Here is a 22,663-nt window from a genome sequence, read left to right as displayed (position 1 = left end):
TATGAGCCGAACCGACCGACTCACCGAGAGCTACCTGAAGCCCGAGCCAGCCGACATGACACGCTTACTGGCCGGCGCACACCACAATCCGCATAGCATCCTAGGCGCTCACGAATATGCCGATCACACTGTTATCCGAGTGTTTCGACCGCACGCGGTTGATATTGTCGCGGTGGTGGGTGATGACCGGTTCCCACTGCAGCACCTCGAATCTGGCTTATTCGCTGTGGCGATACCGTTCGTCGACCTCATCGACTACCGACTGCAGGTGAACTATGGCTACTGCGACCCAGTAATCGTCGCTGACGCCTACCATTTTCTACCCACCCTGGGCGAAGTCGACCTTCATCTATTCGCCGAGGGCCGACATGAGCGGATATGGAAAGTCCTTGGTGCTCAACGACGCTCGTTCACCACAGCTGACGGCGTGGTGGACGGGGTATCGTTCGCCGTATGGGCACCTAACGCCGAAGGCGTCAGTTTGATCGGCGAGTTCAACGGCTGGAGTAGCAATGACGCGCCCATGCGAGTACTGGGCTCCTCCGGTGTATGGGAATTGTTCTGGCCCGACTTCCCTGTCGATGGCCTGTACAAATTCCGGGTGCACGGCGCCGACGGTGTGATCACCGATCGGGCCGACCCGCTCGCCTTCGGTACCGAGGTGGCACCGCAGACAGCATCGCGGGTCACATCGAGTAACTACACTTGGAGCGACGACAAGTGGATGGCACAGCGTGCGCAGCGCAACCCAGTGTTTGAGCCTATGAGCATCTACGAGGTCCATCTCGGCTCCTGGCGTCCCGGACTCAGTTATCGTCAAATGTCCTATGAATTGACGGATTACGTTGCAAAAAATCAATTTACCCACATTGAGATGCTTCCTGTTGCGGAGCATCCGTTCGCTGGATCGTGGGGATACCAGGTCACGTCCTACTACGCGCCGTCGTCACGATTTGGCACTCCCGACGACTTCCGAGCGTTGGTCGACGCGTTGCACCAAGCCGACATCGGTGTCATCGTGGATTGGGTACCGGCACACTTTCCAAAGGACGCATGGGCGCTGGGGCGATTTGATGGGACACCCCTCTACGAGCATTCCGATCCTATGCGCGGTGAACAATTAGACTGGGGCACTTACGTATTCGATTTCGGACGTCCGGAAGTCCGGAACTTTTTAGTGGCCAATGCGTTGTACTGGCTCGAAGAGTTCCATGTCGACGGATTCCGGGTGGACGCAGTAGCGTCGATGTTATACCTAGATTACTCACGTCCCGAGGGAGGCTGGACTCCGAATATATATGGTGGGCGGGAGAACTTAGAAGCAGTGCAATTTCTGCAGGAGATGAACGCCACAGCACACAAGGCCGCGCCAGGCATCGTCACCATCGCCGAGGAGTCAACGTCGTGGCCCGGCGTGACACGACCGACCAACATTGGCGGACTGGGGTTCTCGATGAAGTGGGACATGGGATGGATGCACGACACACTCGACTACATCAGCCGTGATCCAGTGCACCGCAGTTACCACCACAACCAAATTACGTTCTCCATGCTGTACGCATTCAGTGAGAACTACGTGTTGCCGCTCAGCCACGACGAGGTGGTGCACGGCAAGGGTACGCTGTGGGGACGGATGCCGGGCAATAACCACGCCAAAGCCTCCGGACTACGCAGCCTGCTCGCCTACCAGTGGGCGCACCCGGGCAAACAACTGTTGTTCATGGGTCAGGAATTCGGCCAGCGCGCTGAATGGTCAGAGCAGCGCGGCCTAGATTGGTTCCAACTTGACGAAAACGGTTTCTCCAACGGGATTCTACGACTCGTGCGTGACCTCAACGTCCTCTACCGCAAACACCCGGCGCTGTGGAGTCAAGACACCACTTCCGAGGGCTATTCCTGGATCGACACCAACGATTCTGCTAACAACGTACTGGGTTTCCTCCGCTATGCCCACGACGGCTCGGTCCTTGCCTGTGTGTTCAATTTCGCTGGCTCAGAACACAATAACTACAGGCTCGGCCTGCCGTTGGCCGGACGCTGGCGCGAGATATTGAACACTGATGCTACCGCCTACAATGGCTCCGGAATCGGCAACCTCGGCGGCGTGAACGCTAACGACGACCCGTGGCACGGCTTCCCTGCCTCGGCGACTCTGGTGCTGCCGCCGATATCAGCATTGTGGTTAGAACCACAATAACGCAAAACTCAGTACAGTGCGTTAGCAAGATTGCGCCTACTAGCGATGACGTCGGGATCAGCAGGATCGAAGAGCTCGAACAGCTCAATCAGCCTAGTACGTATCGAACTTCGCTCGTCTCCAGATGTACTGCGCAACAACGCAATCAGACGATCGAACGCTGCTGTCATATCTCGGTTGAGAATTTGCACATCGGCGGCCGCGAACGCCGCCGCAATGTCACCCGGCGCGGCATCGGCGACAGCGACCGCGTCGGAGCGTTGCGCGGTTGCACGCGTCAGGAAATCGATCTGCCGGATCGCGGCCTTAGCTTCGACGCTGGCCGGATTGGCATCTACTATCGCTTGATATGACCGCTTCGCAGCGACGAAGTCGCCGGCCTCCAGTTGCTGACGAGCCTGGGCAACGGCGGGATCTATTTCCGCCGAGTCTTCGGAACCAGCTGGTGACCGCCTCAGCTTGCTGGCTGTCACCGAAAGCAGCGAGTTTATCCAACGTCGCAGCTGATCGGCGGGCTGTACGCCCTGAAAGCTAGATAGCGGCTGCCCGGCAGCCAGCGCGACCACGGTCGGAACCGCATCAACACCAAAGATCTGCGCCACCTGGGGCGCCTCGTCGACGTTGACCGTCGCCAACGACCAGGCACCGTCAGCGGCCGCCAAGCCGGACAGTGTCTCGAACAGCTTTACGCATGCATCACTGCGCGGTGACCACACCAGCACCACAACCGGCACTTCGTTCGATCGGACCAGCACCTCATCTTCGAAGTTGACCTCTGTGATCTCAGTGACCGAGGTGTTTTCGGGACCATCCGTGCCGCGCGCTGCTGATGTTGCTCTGCTGGCGGAGGCAGTTGCTGAAGCTTTCTGCTGAGCTCGCTGCTTCAGACCGGAAAGGTCAACCGCACCGGCCATAGCAGGCACGATAGGGGATCGCGGACGCGTCACGTTATCAAGTCTCTCACGTCGTATCGGGCACCGATCCACCCGGTAGCGTCCACGTTTACGTATTCGCAAAACCGGCTCGAAAACCGGGTTTCGATACCCCTAACCATCACTGTGCCAAAAATCATAGCGCACCGGGCACGACGACTAACCAGCCCGCAGAATCAGCGCGTCACCCTGGCCACCAGCGCCACATAGAGCCGCAACGCCGTAGCCCGAACCGCGACGTGCCAACTCCAGCGCGACATGCAACGTGATTCTGGCCCCCGACATCCCGAGAGGGTGCCCAACAGCGATCGCGCCACCGTTGACGTTGACTAGCTCGGGAGTGATGCCAAGTTCACGCATCGAGGCCAACCCTACCACCGCAAACGCCTCGTTGATCTCTACGACGTCGAGCTGGTCGGTGGTGATCCCTTCGCGACCTACTGCCTTCTTGATTGCGTTAGCCGGCTGGGACTGCAGTGTGGAATTTGGGCCGGCCACAATACCGTGGGCACCGACCTCGACCAGCCACGTCAGCCCCAGCTGCTGCGCCTTTTCCTTATTCATCACCACAACGGCGGCTGCACCATCGGAGATCTGCGACGCAGAGCCTGGGGTAATGGTACCGTCGTGACGAAACGCCGGTTTCAGACCGGCTAACGACTCAGCCGTTGTGTTGGCGCGGATCCCCTCATCCTTGGTGAACTGCAACGGATCACCTTTTCGCTGCGGAATATTCACTGGCACTACTTCGTCGGTGAAGACGCCGCTCTTCCATGCCGCGGCCGCCTTTTGGTGTGACCGGGCAGCAAACTCATCCTGTTCTTGGCGCGTGAATTTGTCGATATCGTTGCGCTGCTCGGTGAGCGCGCCCATCGGTTGATCGGTGAACACATCGTGCAGGCCGTCGTAAGCCATGTGGTCCAAAATCGTAACGTCGCCATATTTGTAGCCCGATCGGCTGTCTAGCAACAAATGCGGGGCCTTCGTCATGGACTCTTGGCCACCGGCCACCACCACATCGAATTCTCCAGCGCGAATGAGCTGGTCAGCGAGCGCGATGGCGTCAAGACCGGACAGGCACATCTTGTTGATCGTCAGCGCCGGAACATCCCAACCGATGCCGGCCGCTACTGCCGCCTGTCGCGCCGGCATCTGACCGGCTCCCGCGGTTAACACCTGGCCCATGATCACGTACTGCACCGCCAACGGCGCCACGTAAGCCTTCTGCAACGCGGCGGCAATAGCGATCGCGCCCAGATCGCTAGCCGAAAAATCCTTCAATGACCCCATCAACTTGCCGATGGGTGTCCGTGCCCCAGCAACAATCACCGATGTCGTCAAGACTACCTCCTGGGCCTGCTCTCGGGTCCTCATCTACAGGCCGATTCAACCTGCCGGAGAAGCGCAATCCTTTCCTTAAGGCTACCGTTGTGCGGTGACAACCGATCAAGTCGACATCCCTAAGCCATTGACCACCCCTCTGGTAACAGCGATCCATCACGTCGGCATCGCGGTTGCCGACCTAGATGCGGCCATCGCCTGGTATCAGGACCACCTGGGTATGACCCTCGTCCACGAGGAAGTCAACGACGACCAGGGCATCCGTGAGGCCATGCTGTCGGCATGCGGCGCCCCGATCGACACAGCACAGATTCAATTGATGGCCCCGACCGACGAATCGTCGCCGATCGCGAAGTTCTTGAATAAACGCGGACCGGGCATTCAGCAATTGGCTTGTCGGGTCAGCGATCTCGACAACCTTGCCAACCAACTCCGCTCCCAAGGAGTTCGACTAATGTACGACACACCTAGACGGGGAACGTCGAACGCGCGAATCAACTTCATCCACCCGAAAGATGCTGGCGGCGTCCTGATCGAGTTGGTCGAGCCAGCTTCCTGACGCGGAGAGACTCAAGACCATTTTCTGGTCGGACCGCGGGTAGCACGATGAGCCCAGCACAGGGTGTGCCAATGTCGCCGATCTTCGGCTCCCGCTTGCGGCGAGTCAGCAGGCCATACCACCACATGCATAGTGCCAGAACGGATTTCGTGATCACATCCAGGGCAGCGATAAATCTTGACGGCGCGAACTGCAGCAATCGGGCGCACTTCATACTCACGGCCGTCGGATCCCACTTCCACCCGGCGCAGAACCCAGGATAACGATAGCGGGCGTTGCCTACGTGGCGATGTGCGGTGCTGAGTCATAGCGTCAGTCTAATCGGGAGACTTTAGAACAGCCGGTACTCATCGCTCTCCATATCCCGCATCTTGTCGTAATCCAATGTTAAGCAGCGAATACCGCGGTCAATGGCAAGAGTGCGCGCCTGCGGCTTGATCTGTTGAGCGGCGAACACCCCCTTCACCGGCGCAAGAACACTGTCCCGATTGAGTAACTCGAGATAGCGGGTGAGCTGCTCGACACCTTCGATCTCACCACGCCGTTTGATTTCCACCGCGACTGAGCCACCCCGTTCATCACGGCAGAGCAGATCGACGGGCCCGATCGCGGTCATGTACTCACGGCGGACCAGCATGTATCCTTTGCCCAGCAACCCAATATGCTCAGCGAGCAACGCCTGTAAGTGGGCCTCAACGCCATCTTTGACTAGCCCGGGGTCCACACCCAGATCGTGACAAGAGTCATGCTCGATCTTCTCAACGGTAATGCGCAGCTGTTCGCCGGCCTTGTTCTCGACCACCCAAATCGGCGAGGCACCAGCAGCATCTTCGGTCAACCAGCACGGCGGACTCATCCAGTTCAACGGCTTGTAGGCGCGGTCGTCGGCGTGTACACTCACCGACCCATCAGCCTTAAACAGCAACAACCTGCGCGCGGACGGCAGGTGAGCGCTAAGACGGCCAAGGTAGTCGACAGTACACTGGGCAACCACTAGACGCATCCGATTCACTTTAGGGCGTGGCCGACAAATTAGGCTGTCACCGCCATGTCGACCACCTGGACCCCACGAAAAGCATGGCGCACCGGTTGGGCCGGGTGTCTGAGACGTTGACTCGTCAAAGCGGCTGGTTGGAGAAAATTCCCGCGTATGACTCCTGGCTGCTTAGCCAGGTGTTGGAAAGCCAGCAACGTCGGCGGATGCGCATCCAGACCATCTTGACCGTCCTGGTGGGGACCGTGCACCTGATCGGGATCGGCGTCGCCATGCTCTTGGTCACACTTGCCATCCCAGCTAACAGTGTGTTCGCGAACGCGCTGGCGTGGGTCAAGTTCGTGGTCAGACCCGCCTACTTCGTGGTCGCCTTGGCTTTCGGCGCCTATATTGTTAACCGACGGACCTTACTGGCCCTGCATTAGGCAATCGAAAAACGCAAACCCAGCTGCAACGACACACGCAACACATTCTGGCTGCCCTGGTGAGTCGCTATCGTCGACCTCATCCTGTGGGAAGTCGGCACGGCGCTGTTGACGACTCTAACTATCACCTGGCAAACACTAGGTTCATCCCGCGCTTCTTGTTCGCAATGAGCTTCTGCGGCGCGTTGGTCAGCACCGGAAACTACCTACTCATCAAGTTCACGTTGCGCCCAATGGCCTCTCTAGGCACTTGAAGCCAGATCGCCTCCGCGGCGGTTCGCACCAGGCATCGTAGGCCGAACTATATTAATGATGTGGCTGCTCGACTTGGGCGTGCCCATCATCAGCGTCGGCCTGCTAGCGATTTTCGAAATGTTGCTGCGTAATCGAACCCGGATCCAGTTCGTAACGAGCGTGCTGATCGTATTAACAGCAACATTGATCTTCCGCTTCCTGCTGATGTGGATCACGGCCTGACTGACCGCGACCCCGGCACAGAATTGTGCGTACCACATTCAAGCGCGTCGAGCAGGGCGATTTGCAGGACAACTTGGTGGTGTTCGACGGTATAGAACTCGGTGAGCTACAGGTCAGGTTCAATTCGATGGTCGATGGACTGCGGGAGCGTGAACTCGTACGCGATCTTTTGGCAGACACATGGGGCGAAAAGTCACCGCCGCCGCGGAACGCGAGCGACCGAAGCTGGGCGGGGAAGAACGCCATGTCGCTATCGTATTCCTCGATATCGTCGGCTCCACCCAGTTAGTGAACAACCGGCCTGCGGTCAATGTGGTTGCCTTTCCTCAACTAGTTTTTCGCGATCGGCATCGAAGAAGTGGACCGGACACCATGGACTGGTCAACAAATTCGATGGTGACACATCGCTGGCAAACCTTAGGGTCCCAAATCACCTTGACCATCCCGAGGACGAAACGCTGGCCACCGCTTGCGCCATCGCCGACCGCCTGACCACCGAAACGCCCGAGTGCCAAGCCAGCACCGATGTGGTGATGAGCCAGGTCGTGGTCGGCAATGTAGCCACCAAAAAACAGTTCGAGTACATCGTGATCGGCAAGCCGGCCAACGAGACAACCCAACTGTGTGAACTAGCCAAGTCATACCCAGGACGGGTGTTAGCGACGACAACAACACTGCAAGACGTAAGCGAAAACGATTGCACTCGTTTGTTTTTAGGTGAAATCATGCGCGCTTTGCGGGCACAAGCATCCCACCCAACTGGCGTGGTGCGTGTAAGCTGCCAAGCCTGGATGACATTCGACGACTATAAATTCAGTTCGAAGCACATGACTCAGCCGGGGTCATAACTTCTGCCACACCGCGCTCATTTGGAAGAAATTCGTGTCAAAGGACCGCGACGCCAGCTGGTTTGCTTCGATATAGTTAGCATGGCTGTCTACCAAATACGATTGCATTGCTTGGTGTGTCGTATTGATCCAGGTAGTCACTTCCGCTGAGTCACTAAAAGTTTCCACATACTACTGGATCAGCTCAGGCGACCGACACCACAAAAAAGTAGCCTCCTAGAAGCCATATCGGCGAGCGCGCCATCGAAGGCATGCAGGACCGCTAACGCACAGACTACGCCGCGCGAAAAAGCGTCGACAGCCGAGGCAACCCCTGGGGTGGCAGCCGTGTTGACGGAGGAAAAGGCATAAAACGAATTCATAGTAATCACAGCGACGACGGATTGAGGTTGCCAACAGCCAGATACTTCACCGGCTCCAAATAATTGAAGGTGTGATTCTCCGCCCCTTTCGGTTGCACCCCAACAGCTGAAATGATAGCGCCCGCCACGTTGTTGCCCGACCGGACCGGGTAGGTCATGAGGATACGACAATGCGTACCCAGCAGGTCGACGGTGGCGTCCACCAGTACCCAGCAACTTTGGTCGACGATACGTAATCAGTTCTGCCAACCGAGCAAAACCTGGGCGAGCTCCTGCGGACCGAAATTAAGGTTTACCACGTCTAGGTCCTTGGCGGGGAACGCGGCAAAGGTCAGCGAGGTTGTCACCCCGGCATTGCCGCCACCACCGCAGCGCAACACCCACGCCCAGAACAAGTCGGGATGGTTGGTGGCAAACCCGATGACTAGCTAGCCACTGAGGCAGCACCACCAATGCCGACATCAATTGATCACGATCACAGAGCAAAGCAGCATATCGGAAATCGGCACCCACCTAGCCACCTGGGACATTCCCTGTTGAACTGACCGACGGGCAGGTGTCAGTTAGATGTCCCGACCGGAGCCGGCCATAACCTAGCGCATTGCATACAAACCGGTAGCCAGTGTCACCGTGACCTGTCCCGGTGGTGACGTCGCAATTGATTCCTCCTAGCAGCTGAGGCAAATCAAGCACCATGGTGTCGGTCACCGTAGACGCGCCCACATAAGAGTGCCCACCACTGCGCGCAGCGATCTCGAGTTGATGAGCAACGGTGAACGCCATCGTCTTTTACACGTCCGCCATCGATGTCAGGGCAACGATTACTGCCGGCGTCGAGCCGTTGTATTTAGTGTTGGAAACCTTTTTAGCCGTTGCGAGTTGGTATCGTCTCCGAATCGCAACACTTTCCCACCTAGAACAGCAGGAAGAACACCCCAAACCGAAGCTGTTCGGAGCGGCGAGAGTCTAGCCTGAACCAACATTGCTCGATCCAAAAACTATGCTGGAGGCTAACCTTTTTCAGCGGCAACCAGCAGAAACATCTGGCGCGAGATTTCACGCGCCAACATTGGGCTTCTACGATTATATCATGTCTCACATTGTCAATTACCCGAATCGCGGTACCACGTGACGCGACGGAGACAACGTGAAACGTGCCCAAACTATTATCCGCCCGGCCAAACCGAGGCCGTCGCATGAGCTCACTATGATGTTGTTCTCTCGCTAGTTTTGTTGGCGGCTAAGTGTAAATGTTAAAGGCGTGCATAAAGATTTCGAACGCTGCTATAGAGCCGTCCAACAAGCGGGCTTTCGCGCGTGCAAGCGCTGCCGTCCCGACACTTCCCGGGGTTCCCTGGACTGGAACGTGCATGGTGACGTGGTAGCGTCAATGCGGCTCATCACGGACAGTATAGTGGACCGCAAGGACATTAGTGTCTTGGCCGCTCACACTGGCTCGTACGCAACACACCCCAAGCCAGCCTGGCTGCTGATCGAAACCACGGTCCTGCCCTTTGGTGATGTCGCATTCGCTGCCGGGTTTTCTAGTATCTGACCAGTTCAACGACACCGCGTGCCTAATGTTCAAGAGCACTCCGACGATGCTGCGCCAGCGCGTAGCGGTCCGGTCCAGAGGTTTGAAATCTGCAGCTACTTCACCGGGCACCATGTCACTGTGACTCCCAGTCCGCACACCATTTTGCCTACCAGGGTGTTTTCGGTCATCTCGCCATTGGCACCGTGCCCGGATGCGAGGAGGTCCGGGCCGGCGTGTACGGACGCAGCCTGCGGCTTCCCTACCAATAGCGCCGTGGTCACCCTGACACCGGCCGCCGATCACGTGTGCTGCCAACTGGTGCTCGACGACTTGGGCGACCTGACGACCACGATCACACGCTGTTGACAGCTACTGGACCCCGATGCCAATCCCGTAAAGGTGGTCAATAAGTTGAGTCGTGACCCCAAGCTGGCCCCGGTGGTGCAACAATCTCCCGGACAAAATATTCCACGCTAACGAGAACGAACTCACCACCCATATGATACTAGTTTAACAGTGATACTAGTTTAACAGCGCTTGAGAATCCACCTGGGCCGGCTGGTCACTGCCTACGGGCGGCTGGTCCACGATGTCGACCGTGCATTGGCCGACACCTTCCCGTCGGTTTGAGTAGCTCGTTGACGTCGATCCGATCCATCTGGCGGCCCCCAAAGCCCGACAAAGGACGCTGAGCGCATTGGTCTCCTACCGGTATCGACGACAGAACTGTTTCTTGGACGTCGGCTGCGATTGGGAAAGTGCACGCAGCCAATTGCTGACTTTGCCAAGCGTCGATTTGTTGGGTGAGGTTGCCGCAGTGTGGTAGGGATAGGATTCAGTAGTAGGCGAGGTTGGGGAATTCGAGGACGTTTCGACATAGGGCTCCTAGGAAGCCGTTGATAGCTTTGGTGGGCCTGTTGGGGGTGCGGTTGATCATGAGTGGCCGCAAAATGCAGCGCACACACCACAGCGTAGTTAACCAGCCCGATCCGACGAGCCAGGAGATGTTGTGGATAAACACTTCCCGATCACAGTCACTAACTAGGCAGCAGTACCGCGAGATACCCACACCCGCAACGGATACCCGACAACGGGCACATCAGTCACCTTACGCACAACGCTATCGCGGTAAATCCCCTCTCCTCACCACCACAACCCAGACAACAACGCTGGCCACCATCGAGAAGGCCACAAAACAACACCATGACATCGCCATCAATAGTCGCGCCGGTAATCGTCCCCCAACTCCAACCTACGCACGATCGTATAGACAGCAGCAGGAAACGACATAAGATCAGCCACACAACTCCCCAGTAAATAGGTCCACATGGCGTAAGAACCCGCACCATCTGCCTACTGGACCCCGTCTTCGCTCAACAACACGACCCCATCACCCCAGTCGCCACACCAATCACCTAACACCCCAACTCCCGAACAAACCAACAATAGGCAGATAGGTGCCGAGCCCAGAAAGAACTAGCTTGGCCGATATCGGACCAGGGGCATCGTAGCAATATAAAACACGATCACCTCGGCATCGGTCAACGCGAAACCAAGAACAGCACGGATGTTGCCCGGCGATTGCGAGGAGAAGACCCATAGTGGTTTTGTCACTGTGGTATAGCTCGATCGCCTAATGAAGTCGCTCATGACCGTCGCCGATTGCAAAGGCCAGTAGTTCGACTGCGCCGGGGTCGTCGATGGAACCGGCCACCATCTGTAGTTTGTCTGGGACATCATCCACCATCGCTCAATGATGTCAGTGGATTTACAGAACAAAGAGGTTCGTGTTTAGAGCCTTAGTTTCTGGCAAGGAAATCCGTGGACTTGTGGTTCGAAGAGTGTGTCCACGCCCAGGCGAAGAGCGTGCCCACTAGCGCGACGGCCACCAAGCACCAACATCGAGTTCGTGATTGCCGCTGATGAAGCACTCACCTCGTCCCGTTGGATAGCCGCGACGGTGTCGTTGGGTTATGTTACCAGGATGTTGTTGTCCTGCAAGAGATGACCGTCCTAGACTGATCCCGAACCGACGTGTTATACACTCACCTGCCGCAGTTCCGGTTGATCGAAACCAGCGGCGATCTTCGATGCCGTGAGGGCGCCGATTACCGGCTTCGCAAGTGCCACGCCGAGTGCAACAGGGATGTTGAAGATCATTTGGATGAGCCTCGGTTCGGTACCCACGGCCGACATGGCCAAAATATTGCATGATGAAAGTATGATTCCTACACCAATATCCATGATAGTAAACGGAATTAGTATTTTGCCAGCGTCGTTTCCGAGTTGAAGACAAGTCTGATCCTAGCCAGGGCCGCGGCTTGCATCGCAAGGGTAACTGTCATGGGAGCGGGGACCGACTGTGTCGGCCTCTCGTTTGGTCGACGGTTGGACGACGATACAGCTGGCGGTCATTATCACGATGACCCAGCTGGCATTGTCCGGCGAGTAGCTCAGGACATTGATGAATAACAACGATTCGGCAGATGTCAATAATGGTAGTGTAGATTAAACTTACAGCACTTTGGGCGAAAGACCCGCCGGAAAACAAGCGTTGCATCCACAGGTTGGACAGTATCGGTAGGATGATGCCCGTTACCAGGGAGCTCCGGGTCCTCCGGGAAGTTCAGTTCAGTGAAAGGTGCTGCAGTCTAAAGACATGTATTTAACGGCGGTGCCGTCCCAAGCCACTCATAACTTTCCCGCAGCTATCACGCTTTGGCATTCTCGAGGGTGACAGTAATAACCGGCGTTGTGAGCGGCATGGCCACCTGGAACACCCAGTGCCAGCTAGCGATCTTCATCATCCAGGCAGCAATACAACGGGTTAATGAGTAAACCGAATCCGTGCGTGGACCTCCGCATGTTAACGGCTAGTCCCCGCTGTGCTTTCAGAGCGGATATGCTTATGCTTTGCATGGCTAGACTATAATCGAGATTACATTGCGGGCTAGCCAGGAATTGGTTTTGACAGGGCTTTTCATGCGAAGCGACTCATTCGATGAATAGCGGAATTACGGTGGGGTTCTGATGTAGCCTGTAGCTGGATATCGGGCTCGGTTGCTGAGGACCTGTAAGGCAACCGAGAGCAGTCTGGCGGTATTTTTCCTGGCCGGCCGGGAACAGGAGAAGGTGGCCGAACGGACTATGTCGATAACCCTGAACGTCGATCCATCCGGATACCTGGTGGTCGCCAGGGCAGCCAGCACGCCGTTGCATGGTTTTTTACGCCGCTGGTCCTCGATGTAGGAACAGTAGTGCGTTTGTCGCGCCACTCTAACGGGTTGACCCCAATCGATTCGTGGTCCAGCGTTCCTCCCCTGTGAGCCTAGGCGTTCGGCATCCAAAACAACGCAGAACTCCTTGCGGTCGTCTTCTGGGACGCCGAGCAGGTCGGGGATCATCAAAGTGTTGAAGGGCTAGACGTATTCGTTGATGAACGCACATTCGCCGGTAGTTGAGAATTCGTCAAGCTGACGATCAACAAGATGTCATACTAACTACTCATTCTGCTTGATCCTGCTCGGTGTCAGCAGTTGGCTGAGCAGCGATTGCACGCGGCTGTGATCTACAGGTTCCATAGTGACCATCTGTTCGTACATTGGGAATTTGTGGTGATTCTGGTTGGTCTGGGCGTTGATGTCGTTTCCATCAGGCTGAAGTAGCAACGGCGGCAAGGGCCTACCGAGCGCGGCGCAGTTCGAGTAGAGTATCGGTGTTTTTATAGATGGTGGCGGCTTTATCCTATCCGGTGGCGGCAAAAACCGTGTAGTGCAGTAGCTGTATGACGTAGCTTTTGCTGCGCAGCCGGTTCAAGTTAGGTGTGCTGGCCCGGAACGAAAGACGGATCGTTGAAGAAGTTGATCGATTCGTAGTTGTTCATGTTGTGCGTTCTTCTAGAAACTGATGTTGTCCGACAGGTGCGTAGATGATGAGAGCTCTCCGTCGCGCGTGTTCGAAATCTATAAAGTGCTGAACATTAGTTCAGCATGGCCGATAATGTATGTGGTAAAGGTAGACAACCTAAGCTGTAACGTGACGTGGTTACCACCAGCGTGGTCGACTTGACAGGCCAATAAACCTTTGAGCAGATGTCAACAGCATGGAGTGAGGGCATGGCATCGACGCTAAGAATCGCGGCTTACTGCTCGATATGGCCAAGCAATTGATGCTTGAAGAGGGTTACGTCGCGATGCCTCGTGAACAGGGCGGGGCTGAAATCTCAGCTCGTGCATTATTACTTCCGCACCGTGGAAGGAGCTGTTCCTGGAGGTCTTCCGCTGTTGCGCCGAAGAAAGTCTTCAGATGTTAAGTCAAAGCGCTGCAATCGCCTTGGCTGTTGTTGACATTGTGGAGGTTTGGCACCAATATCGCATGCACTCGGATTTTGATGGAATTCATGACCTCGGCGAATCGTCGCAAGGAAATACGGGCTGAAACAGCCTACTAAGTTGCATGTTTCCGCGATGAACAGTGCCATGCAGTGACGACTGCACGGCAGCGCTATGGAGTGGGTACTTGTGACATACCACTGGTGGTATGAACGGTGTTTATGGCCAGCTTGCCGCGGTTACTGATGCTCGAGCAGGTGGTTGGGATGTCTATTGGTCACGCCGAAACCTTTGAGCTGGTTTAAAATTATCTATGCGGCCTAGAAGGCGAGCCGCAGCCTGTTCCGGATATGTTGCAAGCCTGGACCGGGTCATTGCTGACTGAAACTATTACTCACTCGTTGGGGTTTGCCAAATTGAGTTCGTACACTCACGGACTGTCCTGGACGGTGTCAAAGTTTATGTGTGGGACAAACTGGTAGGGATTGTGGCTGTAGTCAGAGAAGATCGGCGGATCTTGATCCAGGTAAGTGGATGTCGGTCTAGATCGTTTTAGACGCGGTGATGGTGTATGTAACGTGATGCATCATCGGGTCGTCGACGCGTGACGTACCAGAGCTTAGGAACAGCACCGGCAGCACCGCGAAAAGCGTTGCTGTAGTTGCTCTTGCCACAGTAACGGTCGTGCTATTTTTGGTGGTCGTCATGTCGGCTCTCCGCTTGTTTGGTTACTGGCGCTACTGCTGGTTTAGCACGCGATCGGTGGTGAGCCAGTGCTGATCGTCGACCCTCAATCGCGCGAACCGCGCAACCGCTTCTTCGGTGGATGTTCTTCTGATGACGCGTTTGATATCGCGATTTGCCTGACTCGCGAACGCTGTGGCGATTTCGAGCCAGGTCTGCTCGAAGGACCGTTGCGGGAACACCTGGTCGGCGAGTCCAATGCCTTCGGTGTCCGTCGCGTCGAGGACAACAGTGCCAGTGCCCGCCAGCAGCAGCGTCCGGCTCTTGCCGACCAATGCTGTCAACCGCTCCGTTCCTCTCCAGACTGGTGTGATCTTCGCACGCCACTTGATTGAAGCCAATCTCAATGTCCTTGGAGGTCACAGCGACCTCCGACGCTTTCACCGGGCGCGTGACCGTTGAGCACGGCGATCATCGGGTCGAGTGCCCCCGCCAGTTGATCACAGATCGTCCGCATCTGACAGGCCATCGCTGCGGCACCTGCTTAGGTTCGGATCGTGCCGAGTTCTTTGAGGTTACAGCCCAAAATAAATGCCCGATCGCCGGCATCCTTGATGATCACGACTTGGGCGCCTTGCACGGTGTCGTGCTACATATATCGTCCCCAGCGAAATGGCATTGCGTACGTGGGGACGGTCGATGGTGAGTACCGCAAGTCCGTGATCAAAAATATAAGTACACTATGTGCGGCTCTTGCTATATTCGCATTTTCGTGAAAAGAGAATAACATTGCCTAAGAATTTCTGTGTTCCTGCTTGTGCCGCTCCGAATCCATGCGTGATAGCTCGTGTGGTCAGGTGTTGAAGTGTGCTATGTACGAAAATCACGATTCTCATACATAGAAATAGAGTATATTATGTCAGTAGCTGACTCGATGTATTCACTGTGAGACGCCGACACGAAACTCGCTACGAGACGCAAGGTTCGCTCACCAAGTAGCTGCTGAAGCGCTATAGCGAAGCGATCCAGTATGTCTCCAGGTTAATAGCCGAACGAGTATTGCAGTTTGCGGTCACATCAGTGATTTTATTCTAAATTCCACGTTTGAGATGGTCGCCCGTTCTGGAACGATGGGAGGAGTAATTCAAAATGGCAATCCGGAAATCAAGAGTCGCCGGCAAATATTTGGTGAGCCGAGACACTCGATCCCGGCCTTTAGCGAGCCCGGCCTCTGACTGGAGCTGATGAATAGGCTAGGTGTCGACCGTTCAGTGATATTACCGACGCTGGCCAGTCTGGTTGAGAAGCGAATGTGTGACGACCCAGCGTTGATGGTGCATGCGCTACACCAGTGGCTCGATCAGGTGTGGGGTGTCAGCTACCATGATCCTATTTTCATCGTCCTAGTGGTCAGCTTGCCGATCGTCGAGAATGCGATCGAGGAGCTGGACTGGGTGGGTGTGACGTGGCGCGCGGACGATTCTGGTGCGGCCGGTCTCCGTTTCCGGTTACAGCGGTCCACGCTCGTTCGCGGTACCGGAGTTCGACTCATTCTGGCAGCGATGTGTCGACCATAACGTACTGATGGCGATGCATTCGTCGAACAGTGGCTACGCTCAATACACCGCCGAATGGGACGGTGGCGACAAGGATATACTCCCATTCCAAACGAATGTATTGGCCATGCTCAACAAGTGACGGTCGGTCCAGGATGCTGTGGTATCCTGGATGATTCACGGCGCTTTGTATTGCTTCCCACGACTGAAGGTCGCGGTCATCGAGTCCGGATCGAAGTGGTTATTCCCGTTGCTGGATTAGCTGACCGGTGTTTACAAGAAAACGTTGGACAGTTTTCCTGGCGGTGACTAGGTCGAAAAGAGCAAGAACCATATCCACAGCAGTTTATTATATGAAGATAGCGCCAGCGACTTGGTTGGCCTCATTGGGGTGAACAGGTTCCTCTATGGCTCGGACTTTCTGCACTCGCAGGGGCTCGTATAGCTCCTGTAGTATACGGATACGTTGCAGTATTTGAGCGTAAATGGTCAAGCACAGGTCGTGGGCGGCAGTCTCGCTCGTCTTATGTCGGTATTACTCTCGTGGCCCGCAGCGATTAGCCGGGTCCGCAAAGTTGGACGACTATCTCTGCGATGGTGTTGAGTGCGACGGATCGCTTCGGTTACGGCTAAGAGCCGTCGTCGACAGCTTCATGTTCCCGATACTCGTTCGGATTATAGGCCGGATTCATTGTACTGCTGGATGTTTCGCGTTATATGGTACTGGCAAAGGCGATCAGGTCGCCATCTGGGAATCAAATTCCGGCGCATGGATCGTCGCAGCATTCGTTTTGCTGACCGCTGACGTGGTGCTGGTTCCGTTCAATACCAGGCTCAAGGCCGCCTACGCTACCGGCATTATATTTCGCAGTATAGCGAAAAGTATGTTGGTTGAAAAATGCTTCTTGGGAAAGGGTTTCTCTGATTCTGCCGATGTAGCCGCCATCTATCTCAAGTCGGACTTTTTGGCCAGTGATTCGTAATTCGAGCGGCGGACCAGCGGCATCGACATCGCGGATGTCATCTACACCTCGGTCATCACTGGACGGCCCAAAAGGGTGATGATAAATCACCTGAAGAACCTGCGGTTCTAAGCTGATTGGTGTTATCTCGCTGACCTACGTGAAGGTGACCGCTATCTGATCGTAAACCTGTTTTTCCACACCTTCGGTTACAAAACGGGCTGTATCGTTTCGATGATCCGAGGATTCACCGTCGTCCTGGTTGCCGTCTTCGAGATCAATAGTGTGCTGGAGCTGATTTAAGTGTAAATAGACTAATATGCTGACCAGGGCGTCGACGCTGTACCGTTCGCTGTTACTGACCTAGGGGAACCATGACCTGCCGCCACTGCTGTCGATAGTGGGCGGGCTCGGCCAACATACCTGTGCAACTTACCCAGTGGAATGCGCAGCGCATTGCCGATGACGGATAGTTCTTGATCCAAGAATACTGTGTCATACAGGGGTATTGTGATAACTCTACATGACACCGCGAAGGCGATTGATGTCGAGGGTTGTTTGCACACTGGCGATCTGAGTAGCCTGGATGCGGCGGGACGGCTGAGGATTAACGGCCGCAAAAAGGACATTTTCATCGTAGGCGACTTCAACGCGTACTCGGCGGAGATCGAGGGTGTCCTACTCGATCCACCTAGCGGTCGTGAAGACCGCGATCATCGGAATTCCCGACGAACGACTTAGGCCAGGTAGGTAGAGTGTTTGTGGTGCCGAAGACCTCGTTGTCCGAAGCTGACTTGATTGCATGGTGCCGAGAGTGTATGGCAGCATGTAAAGTATCAGAATTTATAACATTTCTCGACGAGCTACTGTGAAATGCTGCCGGAAAAATTGATGAAAGACTGGCTTTGGTGACTACCGGCGATATCATCGACAGATTTGTCGCAGTGACTCCGATCTCTGGATTAGCTCCCACCGCACCCGGGGTAGTGGTGGCTGTGATCGCAGCTGTCCACGACGTGCCAACCCTAACCGCGGAGGTTTGTTGTGCGATAGACAGATTAAACGCAGCTGATATCCGAAATATATTGCTTTTTCAATCTTTTGACGATTATCATTAAAGCTTGAGCGTGTAGGAGCTTCCTGATTAAATTATGAGGCATGGTATAGGATTGATCATCCCGACGCTGTGGTCTAATGGTTATCCAAAGTGGGAGTATGACCCTACCCTTTACTGTTCGTCGACCGGTTGTTCGACGTGATGCGCATTGGGACGGCAAAGTGAACGCATCACGCGATGCTTGCCTACCGATATAACTGAGCCTGTTTCAGTGGCCCCTTCTTGGGCTAGACAGCCGAAGTATCTGGCTGTTGTCCCGTGCTGACTGGGTTAATGCAATCAGCAGGTCAGGAAGATCAAGCCTTGGCACTACGACTTCGATGAGAACCATCTGATCCTTACGTGCGGCGGCGACGGTGAATGCTTCATTGAGCTCGCCATAGGTCTCTGTCCGGAAGGCCGAGTGATTGGTCACCCCCAGTGCGCTCGGGATGTCGGTCCAACACCAGCGCACAATGTCGTTGTAGGGGGCTGTCTCTCCGTGGATCGCTCGTTCGATTGTGTAGCCGTCGTTGTTGATTACTACGATGACCGGTGCCAATCTCTCGCGAAAGAAGACACCGAGTTCCTGGACCGTCAGTTGCGCAGCGCCGTCGCCAATCAGCAATACTGTCCTGCGGTCGCGATACGCCAATCCCGCGCCGAGCGCCGCGGGTAGCGTGTAACCAATTGAGCCCCAGAGAGGTTGACCGATGAACGTAACTCCTCGCGGCAACCGATGGTCCGCTATGCCGTAAAATGCGGTTCCCTGATCGGCTAGTACCACGTTTCCCGGTGTGAACTCTACACAGAGCCTGTCCCATAGGATCTGTTGGGTCAGCGGTTGATCGGGTGATGGTGGGTCCGCAGGTGGGTTGCCAGGTGGTAAGTTCACTGGCGGTGAGTTGATGCCGCGGTGCACCAAGATTGACGCTAATGCCTTGAGTGCTGTACCCATTTCCAGCGGCGCGAACACCTCACCGGCCACACTGCTCTGGTACTGTCCCACGTCGATGGTCCGGACTGGGTCGATCCGTTGGCTGAAGAAACCACTGACTATGTCGGTAAACACCATCCCGGCGGTAACCAGCACAGGTGCCTGCTCAATCCCTGCACGGACCGTTTCGGTGCTGGCCGCCCCGGCATAGATCCCGAGAAAGTTAGGCGAGCTTTCGTCGAGTAGACTTTTTCCCCACATCAATGTGGCGTGTGGTACCACATCGGCCGCCAGCAACGTCTCGAGCTCTTTGATCACTTGCAACCGATGGACCAGCACATCCGCGAGTACCGTTATCTGGTGATCGGAAATGAGTTTGGTGGCGGCGTCGATGAATAGTGACAACGCTCGCGGACTGGTGCCTCCGATATAGTGCGGCAATAGGGCACCGGGTGGTTCGGCGGGGAAGCGGGCCACGTCGGTGGACAACAATATGTATCCGGGCCGTTTGTGCTCACGCACCTCACTGAGCACCCGGTCAATCTCTCTGTACGCTGTCGCTGGTATGAGATTGGCTTGCGCGCAGGTGATTTCGCTGCTGATCCGGAAGAAGTGCTCGAAGTCCCCATCGCCGAGCGAGTGGTGTAGTGCTTGGCGGGTGCCTTGCGCGTCTTTGGAAGGGCCGCCGACAATGTGTACGACAGGTACATGCTCGGCATAGCTTCCCGCGATCGCGTTAGCGGCCGAGAGTTCACCAACTCCGAATGTCGTTACTAGAGCGGATATTCCGCGCAAGCGTCCATACCCGTCGGCGGCGTAGCCGGCGTTCAGTTCGTTGGCGCTGCCCACCCAGCTAATCGTTGGATGGGCGACGATATGGTCGAGAAATTCCAGGTTGTAGTCACCGGGGACGCCGAAGATATCGGTCACGCCAAGCTCGGCGAGGCGGTCAAGCAGGTAGTCACTGACTGTATAGACGGCATCGGTCGTGGCTTCACTCTTGGAGGCGGTCACGAAGACGACGGTACGCTGGGCGGAAACCACTATCGACCGGGCACCGGTTTTCTATCGTGCTATCGCATTAGGCTATAGTAGCCAATGAATCCCGTAAGATTATCGTCGAAGCCAGCCTTGAGGAGGTTCTCGACGTTACCGCCAATATCGAAGCGATGCCCAGGCGGTTAGCTGCGCATCAGAGCGCTGAGGTGCTTGAAACGGGCGGCCCAGCAAAGCGAAAATGAACATCAAGGTCGTGTGTATGACCGACGAACAGATGGTGACATCTACCTCTGGAGCGGCAACATGGTGCACTGGACAGATCCTTAGCAGAACGCTCGCAGTATGGGAAGTATGGTTCGATCTCCAAAGGTGATAGCACTGTCGTCAAGTTTGAAATTCAGCACCGAGCCGATGGTACCGTTGTCCCACGTCGTACTCAAACGCTTGGTCAGCGGGTCGATTGAGACAGCGGTCGAGGAGCTGCGTAAGCGAGTGCTGCAGGTGAAGGTAAGGTAACATAATTACCTTACCTTTGGGGTTCTCTGGCCGGGTCAAGGTCATCTAACTTGGTGGCATCGGACCGGAACCTTATGCGGGGGTGGTGTTTGGTCGAACTCGGCGTTGACGTGATGCGAGTACGCTGTCCTGGCGGTGTGGCGATCATAAGCGCGGTGAAGCCGGGCGAAGCGAGTCGCCATCAGGTGGGCGTGACGATGCCGTCCTAGGACCGCGATCTGCTGTATTGCGGAAAGCGGATCGTAGACTTGGACCTAAAGACGTAGTCGGGGGCGCTATTGGGGGCTCGCGGCCAAAGCCGATGTGTTGTTGGAGCTGTTTCCGGCCCGGTACCTGCGAGCGATTTGGTATCGGCCCCAGGGACTGCGCAGCGATCAACCGCTGACTGCTCTTTGCACGTATTACCGGTTAGGGACAGGACGGGTAGCTGGCCTCGATGGCGGGTCACGCTATCAACTATTAACTAGCCTATCGCAGACCGGTGCACTTTTAGAGCTGGGCTACCGCGACCAGTCGTCGAGGCCACCGCTGAACCTGGTCGCCGATTTTGGCCACGGCTCGATGCTGATGCTGCTGGGCATAGTGTTCGCGCTGTATGAACGGGAACGTTCTGGCAAGGGGAAGATTGTCGACGCCGCGATGGTAGACGGGATCAGTGTGCTTGCCCAGATGATGTGGACCATGAAGTCGACCGGTGCGCTGCGCGACGAACGCGAGTTGTTCCTGATCGATGGTGGTATTTTTTGTCGTTGTTATGAGACCGCCGATGGCAAACATATGTCTGTCGGCGCCATCAATCCGCAGTTTTTCGCCGCGTTGTTGACCGGGCTTGGTCTGTTGGCCAAGGAGGTGTCGAGCCAGCTTGATATCGCTTTGTATCCTCTAGATGCGCGCGATCTTCGCGCAGCGGTTCGCCAGTCAGACCCAAGAACAGTTAACACAGGTTTTTTGCCGGCATCGATGTATTCGTCACCCCGGTGTTGACGTGGAGTAAGGCAGCAAACAACGACCCCCTGAGAGGCTGGTCTACGATAATCACCTGTTACAATGTTGACTAGGCTGTGCCGGCTCTGTGGTTTTCTCGAACACCTGTTGGCCCGGTCAGTCCCCCGTCTGCGGCAACCACATTGATTGCTGGAATCAGGTGGTAACAAAGTCGTTGCTCATTCGCCGCACACGGACGGGGACCGCATTGCTAGCTTAGAAGTAGTGGCTGTACAAGCATCTCGGGAATTTGTGATCGATGCGCCGCCAGATCTGGTCATGGAGGCGCTTAGCGATGTTAGCGTCTTGTCGGTGTGGTCTCCGGTCCACAGATGGGTTGAAATCCTTGACTGCTACCCGGATGGTCAGCCCCGCTATGTGAAGACCATCGTCAAAGTTCTTGGTTTAGTCGATACTGAGATCCTGGAATATCACTGGGGTCCTGACTGGGTGGTATGGGACGCTAAAGAGACGTTCCAGCAGCATGGACAGCATGTCGAGTACAGCGTCAAACCTGAGGGTGTCGATCAGACGCGGGTGCGTTTCGATATCACCGTCGAGCCGTCGGGGCTAATTCCAGGTTTCGTTGTTAAACGTGCGACCAAGATTGTGTTGGATGCCGCGACGGAAGGGCTGCGCAAGTGGGTGTTAGGAAATCGGCCGGTCCAGGAACACGATGGCTGAATTTTTTGCCGCGAAAACCGATCGCTGAAGGGACGCACCGTCGCTGATTTTCCCGGCTTTGTCGGCTCAGCGAAATCGGATTGCTAGCTTTGTACCTATGGCTGTACAAACAATGCGAAAAAGCATCCTTGATGCCTCTCTGCCAGGGCTTCTGCCCACCCTGGTCTGGTGTTGTGTGGTTTTGTTTTATGTGGGGTGTGGTGGTGTGGGTTGTGGTGTGGGTCGATGGGTTGTGTGAGTTG

At 55.8% G+C, this 22,663-nt stretch carries 17 protein-coding genes and 6 pseudogenes; 13 read left to right on the top strand and 10 right to left on the bottom strand.

Annotated elements, in window-relative coordinates; genetic code table 11:
* The first annotated feature begins 1 nt into the window (after window position 1).
* Entirely contained in the window at window positions 2-2,197 is a 2,196-nt protein-coding gene (gene glgB, locus MUBE_RS03975) for a 1,4-alpha-glucan branching protein GlgB (protein ID WP_116539572.1), read from the top strand.
* An 8-nt stretch (window positions 2,198-2,205) separates the two neighbouring features.
* On the opposite strand, the gene MUBE_RS03970 is transcribed toward glgB, so the two are convergent.
* Window positions 2,206-3,144 carry a tetratricopeptide repeat protein gene (locus MUBE_RS03970; protein ID WP_165849687.1) on the bottom strand — a complete coding sequence of 313 codons (939 nt, stop codon included), beginning with the start codon at window positions 3,142-3,144 and terminating at the stop codon, window positions 2,206-2,208.
* 144 nt (window positions 3,145-3,288) lie between these two features.
* Window positions 3,289-4,470: an acetyl-CoA C-acetyltransferase gene (locus MUBE_RS03965; RefSeq protein ID WP_116539587.1), complete on the bottom strand. Its 1,182-nt coding sequence runs from the start codon at window positions 4,468-4,470 to the stop codon at window positions 3,289-3,291.
* 94 nt (window positions 4,471-4,564) lie between these two features.
* On the opposite strand from MUBE_RS03965, the gene mce reads away from it, so the two are divergent.
* The gene (mce, locus tag MUBE_RS03960) at window positions 4,565-5,029 is read left to right on the top strand and encodes a methylmalonyl-CoA epimerase (RefSeq protein ID WP_116539570.1); all 465 of its coding nucleotides are present in this window, start codon (window positions 4,565-4,567) and stop codon (window positions 5,027-5,029) included.
* An 11-nt stretch (window positions 5,030-5,040) separates the two neighbouring features.
* Here the strand turns inward: mce and MUBE_RS03955 are convergent, their stop codons facing one another.
* Entirely contained in the window at window positions 5,041-5,337 is a 297-nt protein-coding gene (locus MUBE_RS03955; RefSeq protein ID WP_116539569.1) for a hypothetical protein, read from the bottom strand.
* A 23-nt stretch (window positions 5,338-5,360) separates the two neighbouring features.
* On the bottom strand, window positions 5,361-6,032 hold the full coding sequence (gene nucS / locus MUBE_RS03950) for an endonuclease NucS (protein ID WP_116539568.1): 672 nt from the start codon (window positions 6,030-6,032) through the stop codon (window positions 5,361-5,363).
* A gap of 56 nt (window positions 6,033-6,088) precedes the next feature.
* Here nucS and MUBE_RS03945 point away from each other — a divergent pair.
* Window positions 6,089-7,702 (top strand): annotated as a pseudogene (locus tag MUBE_RS03945) (adenylate/guanylate cyclase domain-containing protein).
* Between the two features lie 438 nt (window positions 7,703-8,140).
* On the opposite strand, the gene MUBE_RS17095 reads toward MUBE_RS03945, so the two are convergent.
* From MUBE_RS17095 to MUBE_RS17085, 3 genes are all read right to left on the bottom strand, one after another.
* Window positions 8,141-8,338, bottom strand: a complete 198-nt coding sequence (locus MUBE_RS17095) for a hypothetical protein (protein WP_243632814.1) — start codon at window positions 8,336-8,338, stop codon at window positions 8,141-8,143.
* A 33-nt stretch (window positions 8,339-8,371) separates the two neighbouring features.
* On the bottom strand, window positions 8,372-8,530 hold the full coding sequence (locus tag MUBE_RS17090; protein WP_243632813.1) for a hypothetical protein: 159 nt from the start codon (window positions 8,528-8,530) through the stop codon (window positions 8,372-8,374).
* 118 nt (window positions 8,531-8,648) lie between these two features.
* Window positions 8,649-8,918 (bottom strand): FAD-dependent oxidoreductase, encoded by a 270-nt coding sequence (locus MUBE_RS17085; protein ID WP_243632812.1) that lies wholly within the window; start codon window positions 8,916-8,918, stop codon window positions 8,649-8,651.
* On the opposite strand from MUBE_RS17085, the gene MUBE_RS17080 reads away from it, so the two are divergent.
* Together MUBE_RS17080 and MUBE_RS19865 are read left to right on the top strand one after the other, a co-directional pair.
* Window positions 8,908-9,105, top strand: a complete 198-nt coding sequence (locus tag MUBE_RS17080) for a hypothetical protein (protein WP_243632811.1) — start codon at window positions 8,908-8,910, stop codon at window positions 9,103-9,105. The genes MUBE_RS17085 and MUBE_RS17080 overlap by 11 nt on opposite strands.
* A 291-nt stretch (window positions 9,106-9,396) precedes the next feature.
* Window positions 9,397-10,465: pseudogene (locus MUBE_RS19865) on the top strand (AlkA N-terminal domain-containing protein); the annotation flags it as partial.
* Window positions 10,466-11,709: 1,244 nt separating this feature from the next.
* Here the strand turns inward: MUBE_RS19865 and MUBE_RS18850 are convergent.
* Entirely contained in the window at window positions 11,710-11,832 is a 123-nt protein-coding gene (locus tag MUBE_RS18850; RefSeq protein WP_279386662.1) for a hypothetical protein, read from the bottom strand.
* Between the two features lie 900 nt (window positions 11,833-12,732).
* Here MUBE_RS18850 and MUBE_RS15070 point away from each other — a divergent pair.
* Together MUBE_RS15070 and MUBE_RS17075 are read left to right on the top strand one after the other, a co-directional pair.
* Window positions 12,733-12,921 (top strand): hypothetical protein, encoded by a 189-nt coding sequence (locus MUBE_RS15070; protein ID WP_133297044.1) that lies wholly within the window; start codon window positions 12,733-12,735, stop codon window positions 12,919-12,921.
* Window positions 12,922-13,825: 904 nt separating this feature from the next.
* Window positions 13,826-14,485: pseudogene (locus MUBE_RS17075) on the top strand (TetR/AcrR family transcriptional regulator).
* A 255-nt stretch (window positions 14,486-14,740) separates the two neighbouring features.
* On the opposite strand, the pseudogene MUBE_RS03920 reads toward MUBE_RS17075, so the two are convergent.
* Window positions 14,741-15,418: pseudogene (locus tag MUBE_RS03920) on the bottom strand (enoyl-CoA hydratase/isomerase family protein).
* Window positions 15,419-15,632: 214 nt separating this feature from the next.
* Here MUBE_RS03920 and MUBE_RS03915 point away from each other — a divergent pair.
* Window positions 15,633-16,778, top strand: a pseudogene (locus tag MUBE_RS03915) (amidohydrolase family protein); the annotation flags it as partial.
* Between the two features lie 59 nt (window positions 16,779-16,837).
* A pseudogene (locus MUBE_RS19860) lies at window positions 16,838-18,077 on the top strand (AMP-binding protein).
* Window positions 18,078-18,530: 453 nt separating this feature from the next.
* Here MUBE_RS19860 and MUBE_RS03895 read toward each other — a convergent pair.
* Window positions 18,531-20,252: an alpha-keto acid decarboxylase family protein gene (locus MUBE_RS03895; protein WP_116539585.1), complete on the bottom strand. Its 1,722-nt coding sequence runs from the start codon at window positions 20,250-20,252 to the stop codon at window positions 18,531-18,533.
* Between the two features lie 336 nt (window positions 20,253-20,588).
* Between MUBE_RS03895 and MUBE_RS17065 the strand changes: the two genes are divergently transcribed.
* The 4 genes from MUBE_RS17065 to MUBE_RS03880 all read left to right on the top strand — a co-directional run bounded on the left by MUBE_RS17065 (window position 20,589) and on the right by MUBE_RS03880 (window position 22,421).
* Window positions 20,589-20,753 carry a hypothetical protein gene (locus MUBE_RS17065; protein ID WP_243632810.1) on the top strand — a complete coding sequence of 55 codons (165 nt, stop codon included), beginning with the start codon at window positions 20,589-20,591 and terminating at the stop codon, window positions 20,751-20,753.
* A 74-nt stretch (window positions 20,754-20,827) separates the two neighbouring features.
* Entirely contained in the window at window positions 20,828-20,962 is a 135-nt protein-coding gene (locus MUBE_RS18845) for a hypothetical protein (protein ID WP_279386661.1), read from the top strand.
* A 94-nt stretch (window positions 20,963-21,056) separates the two neighbouring features.
* A complete protein-coding gene (locus tag MUBE_RS03885; protein ID WP_116539564.1) occupies window positions 21,057-21,737 on the top strand; it encodes a CoA transferase in 681 nt (226 codons plus the stop codon).
* A gap of 225 nt (window positions 21,738-21,962) precedes the next feature.
* Window positions 21,963-22,421 carry an SRPBCC family protein gene (locus tag MUBE_RS03880; RefSeq protein ID WP_116539584.1) on the top strand — a complete coding sequence of 153 codons (459 nt, stop codon included), beginning with the start codon at window positions 21,963-21,965 and terminating at the stop codon, window positions 22,419-22,421.
* The last annotated feature ends 242 nt before the right edge of the window (window positions 22,422-22,663 follow it).

The organism is Mycobacterium uberis (genome assembly GCF_003408705.1).
Taxonomy (GTDB): Bacteria; Actinomycetota; Actinomycetes; order Mycobacteriales; family Mycobacteriaceae; genus Mycobacterium; species Mycobacterium uberis.
The sequence above is the reverse complement of the archived record's forward strand: the minus strand, read 5'-3'. Positions and strand labels throughout refer to the sequence as shown.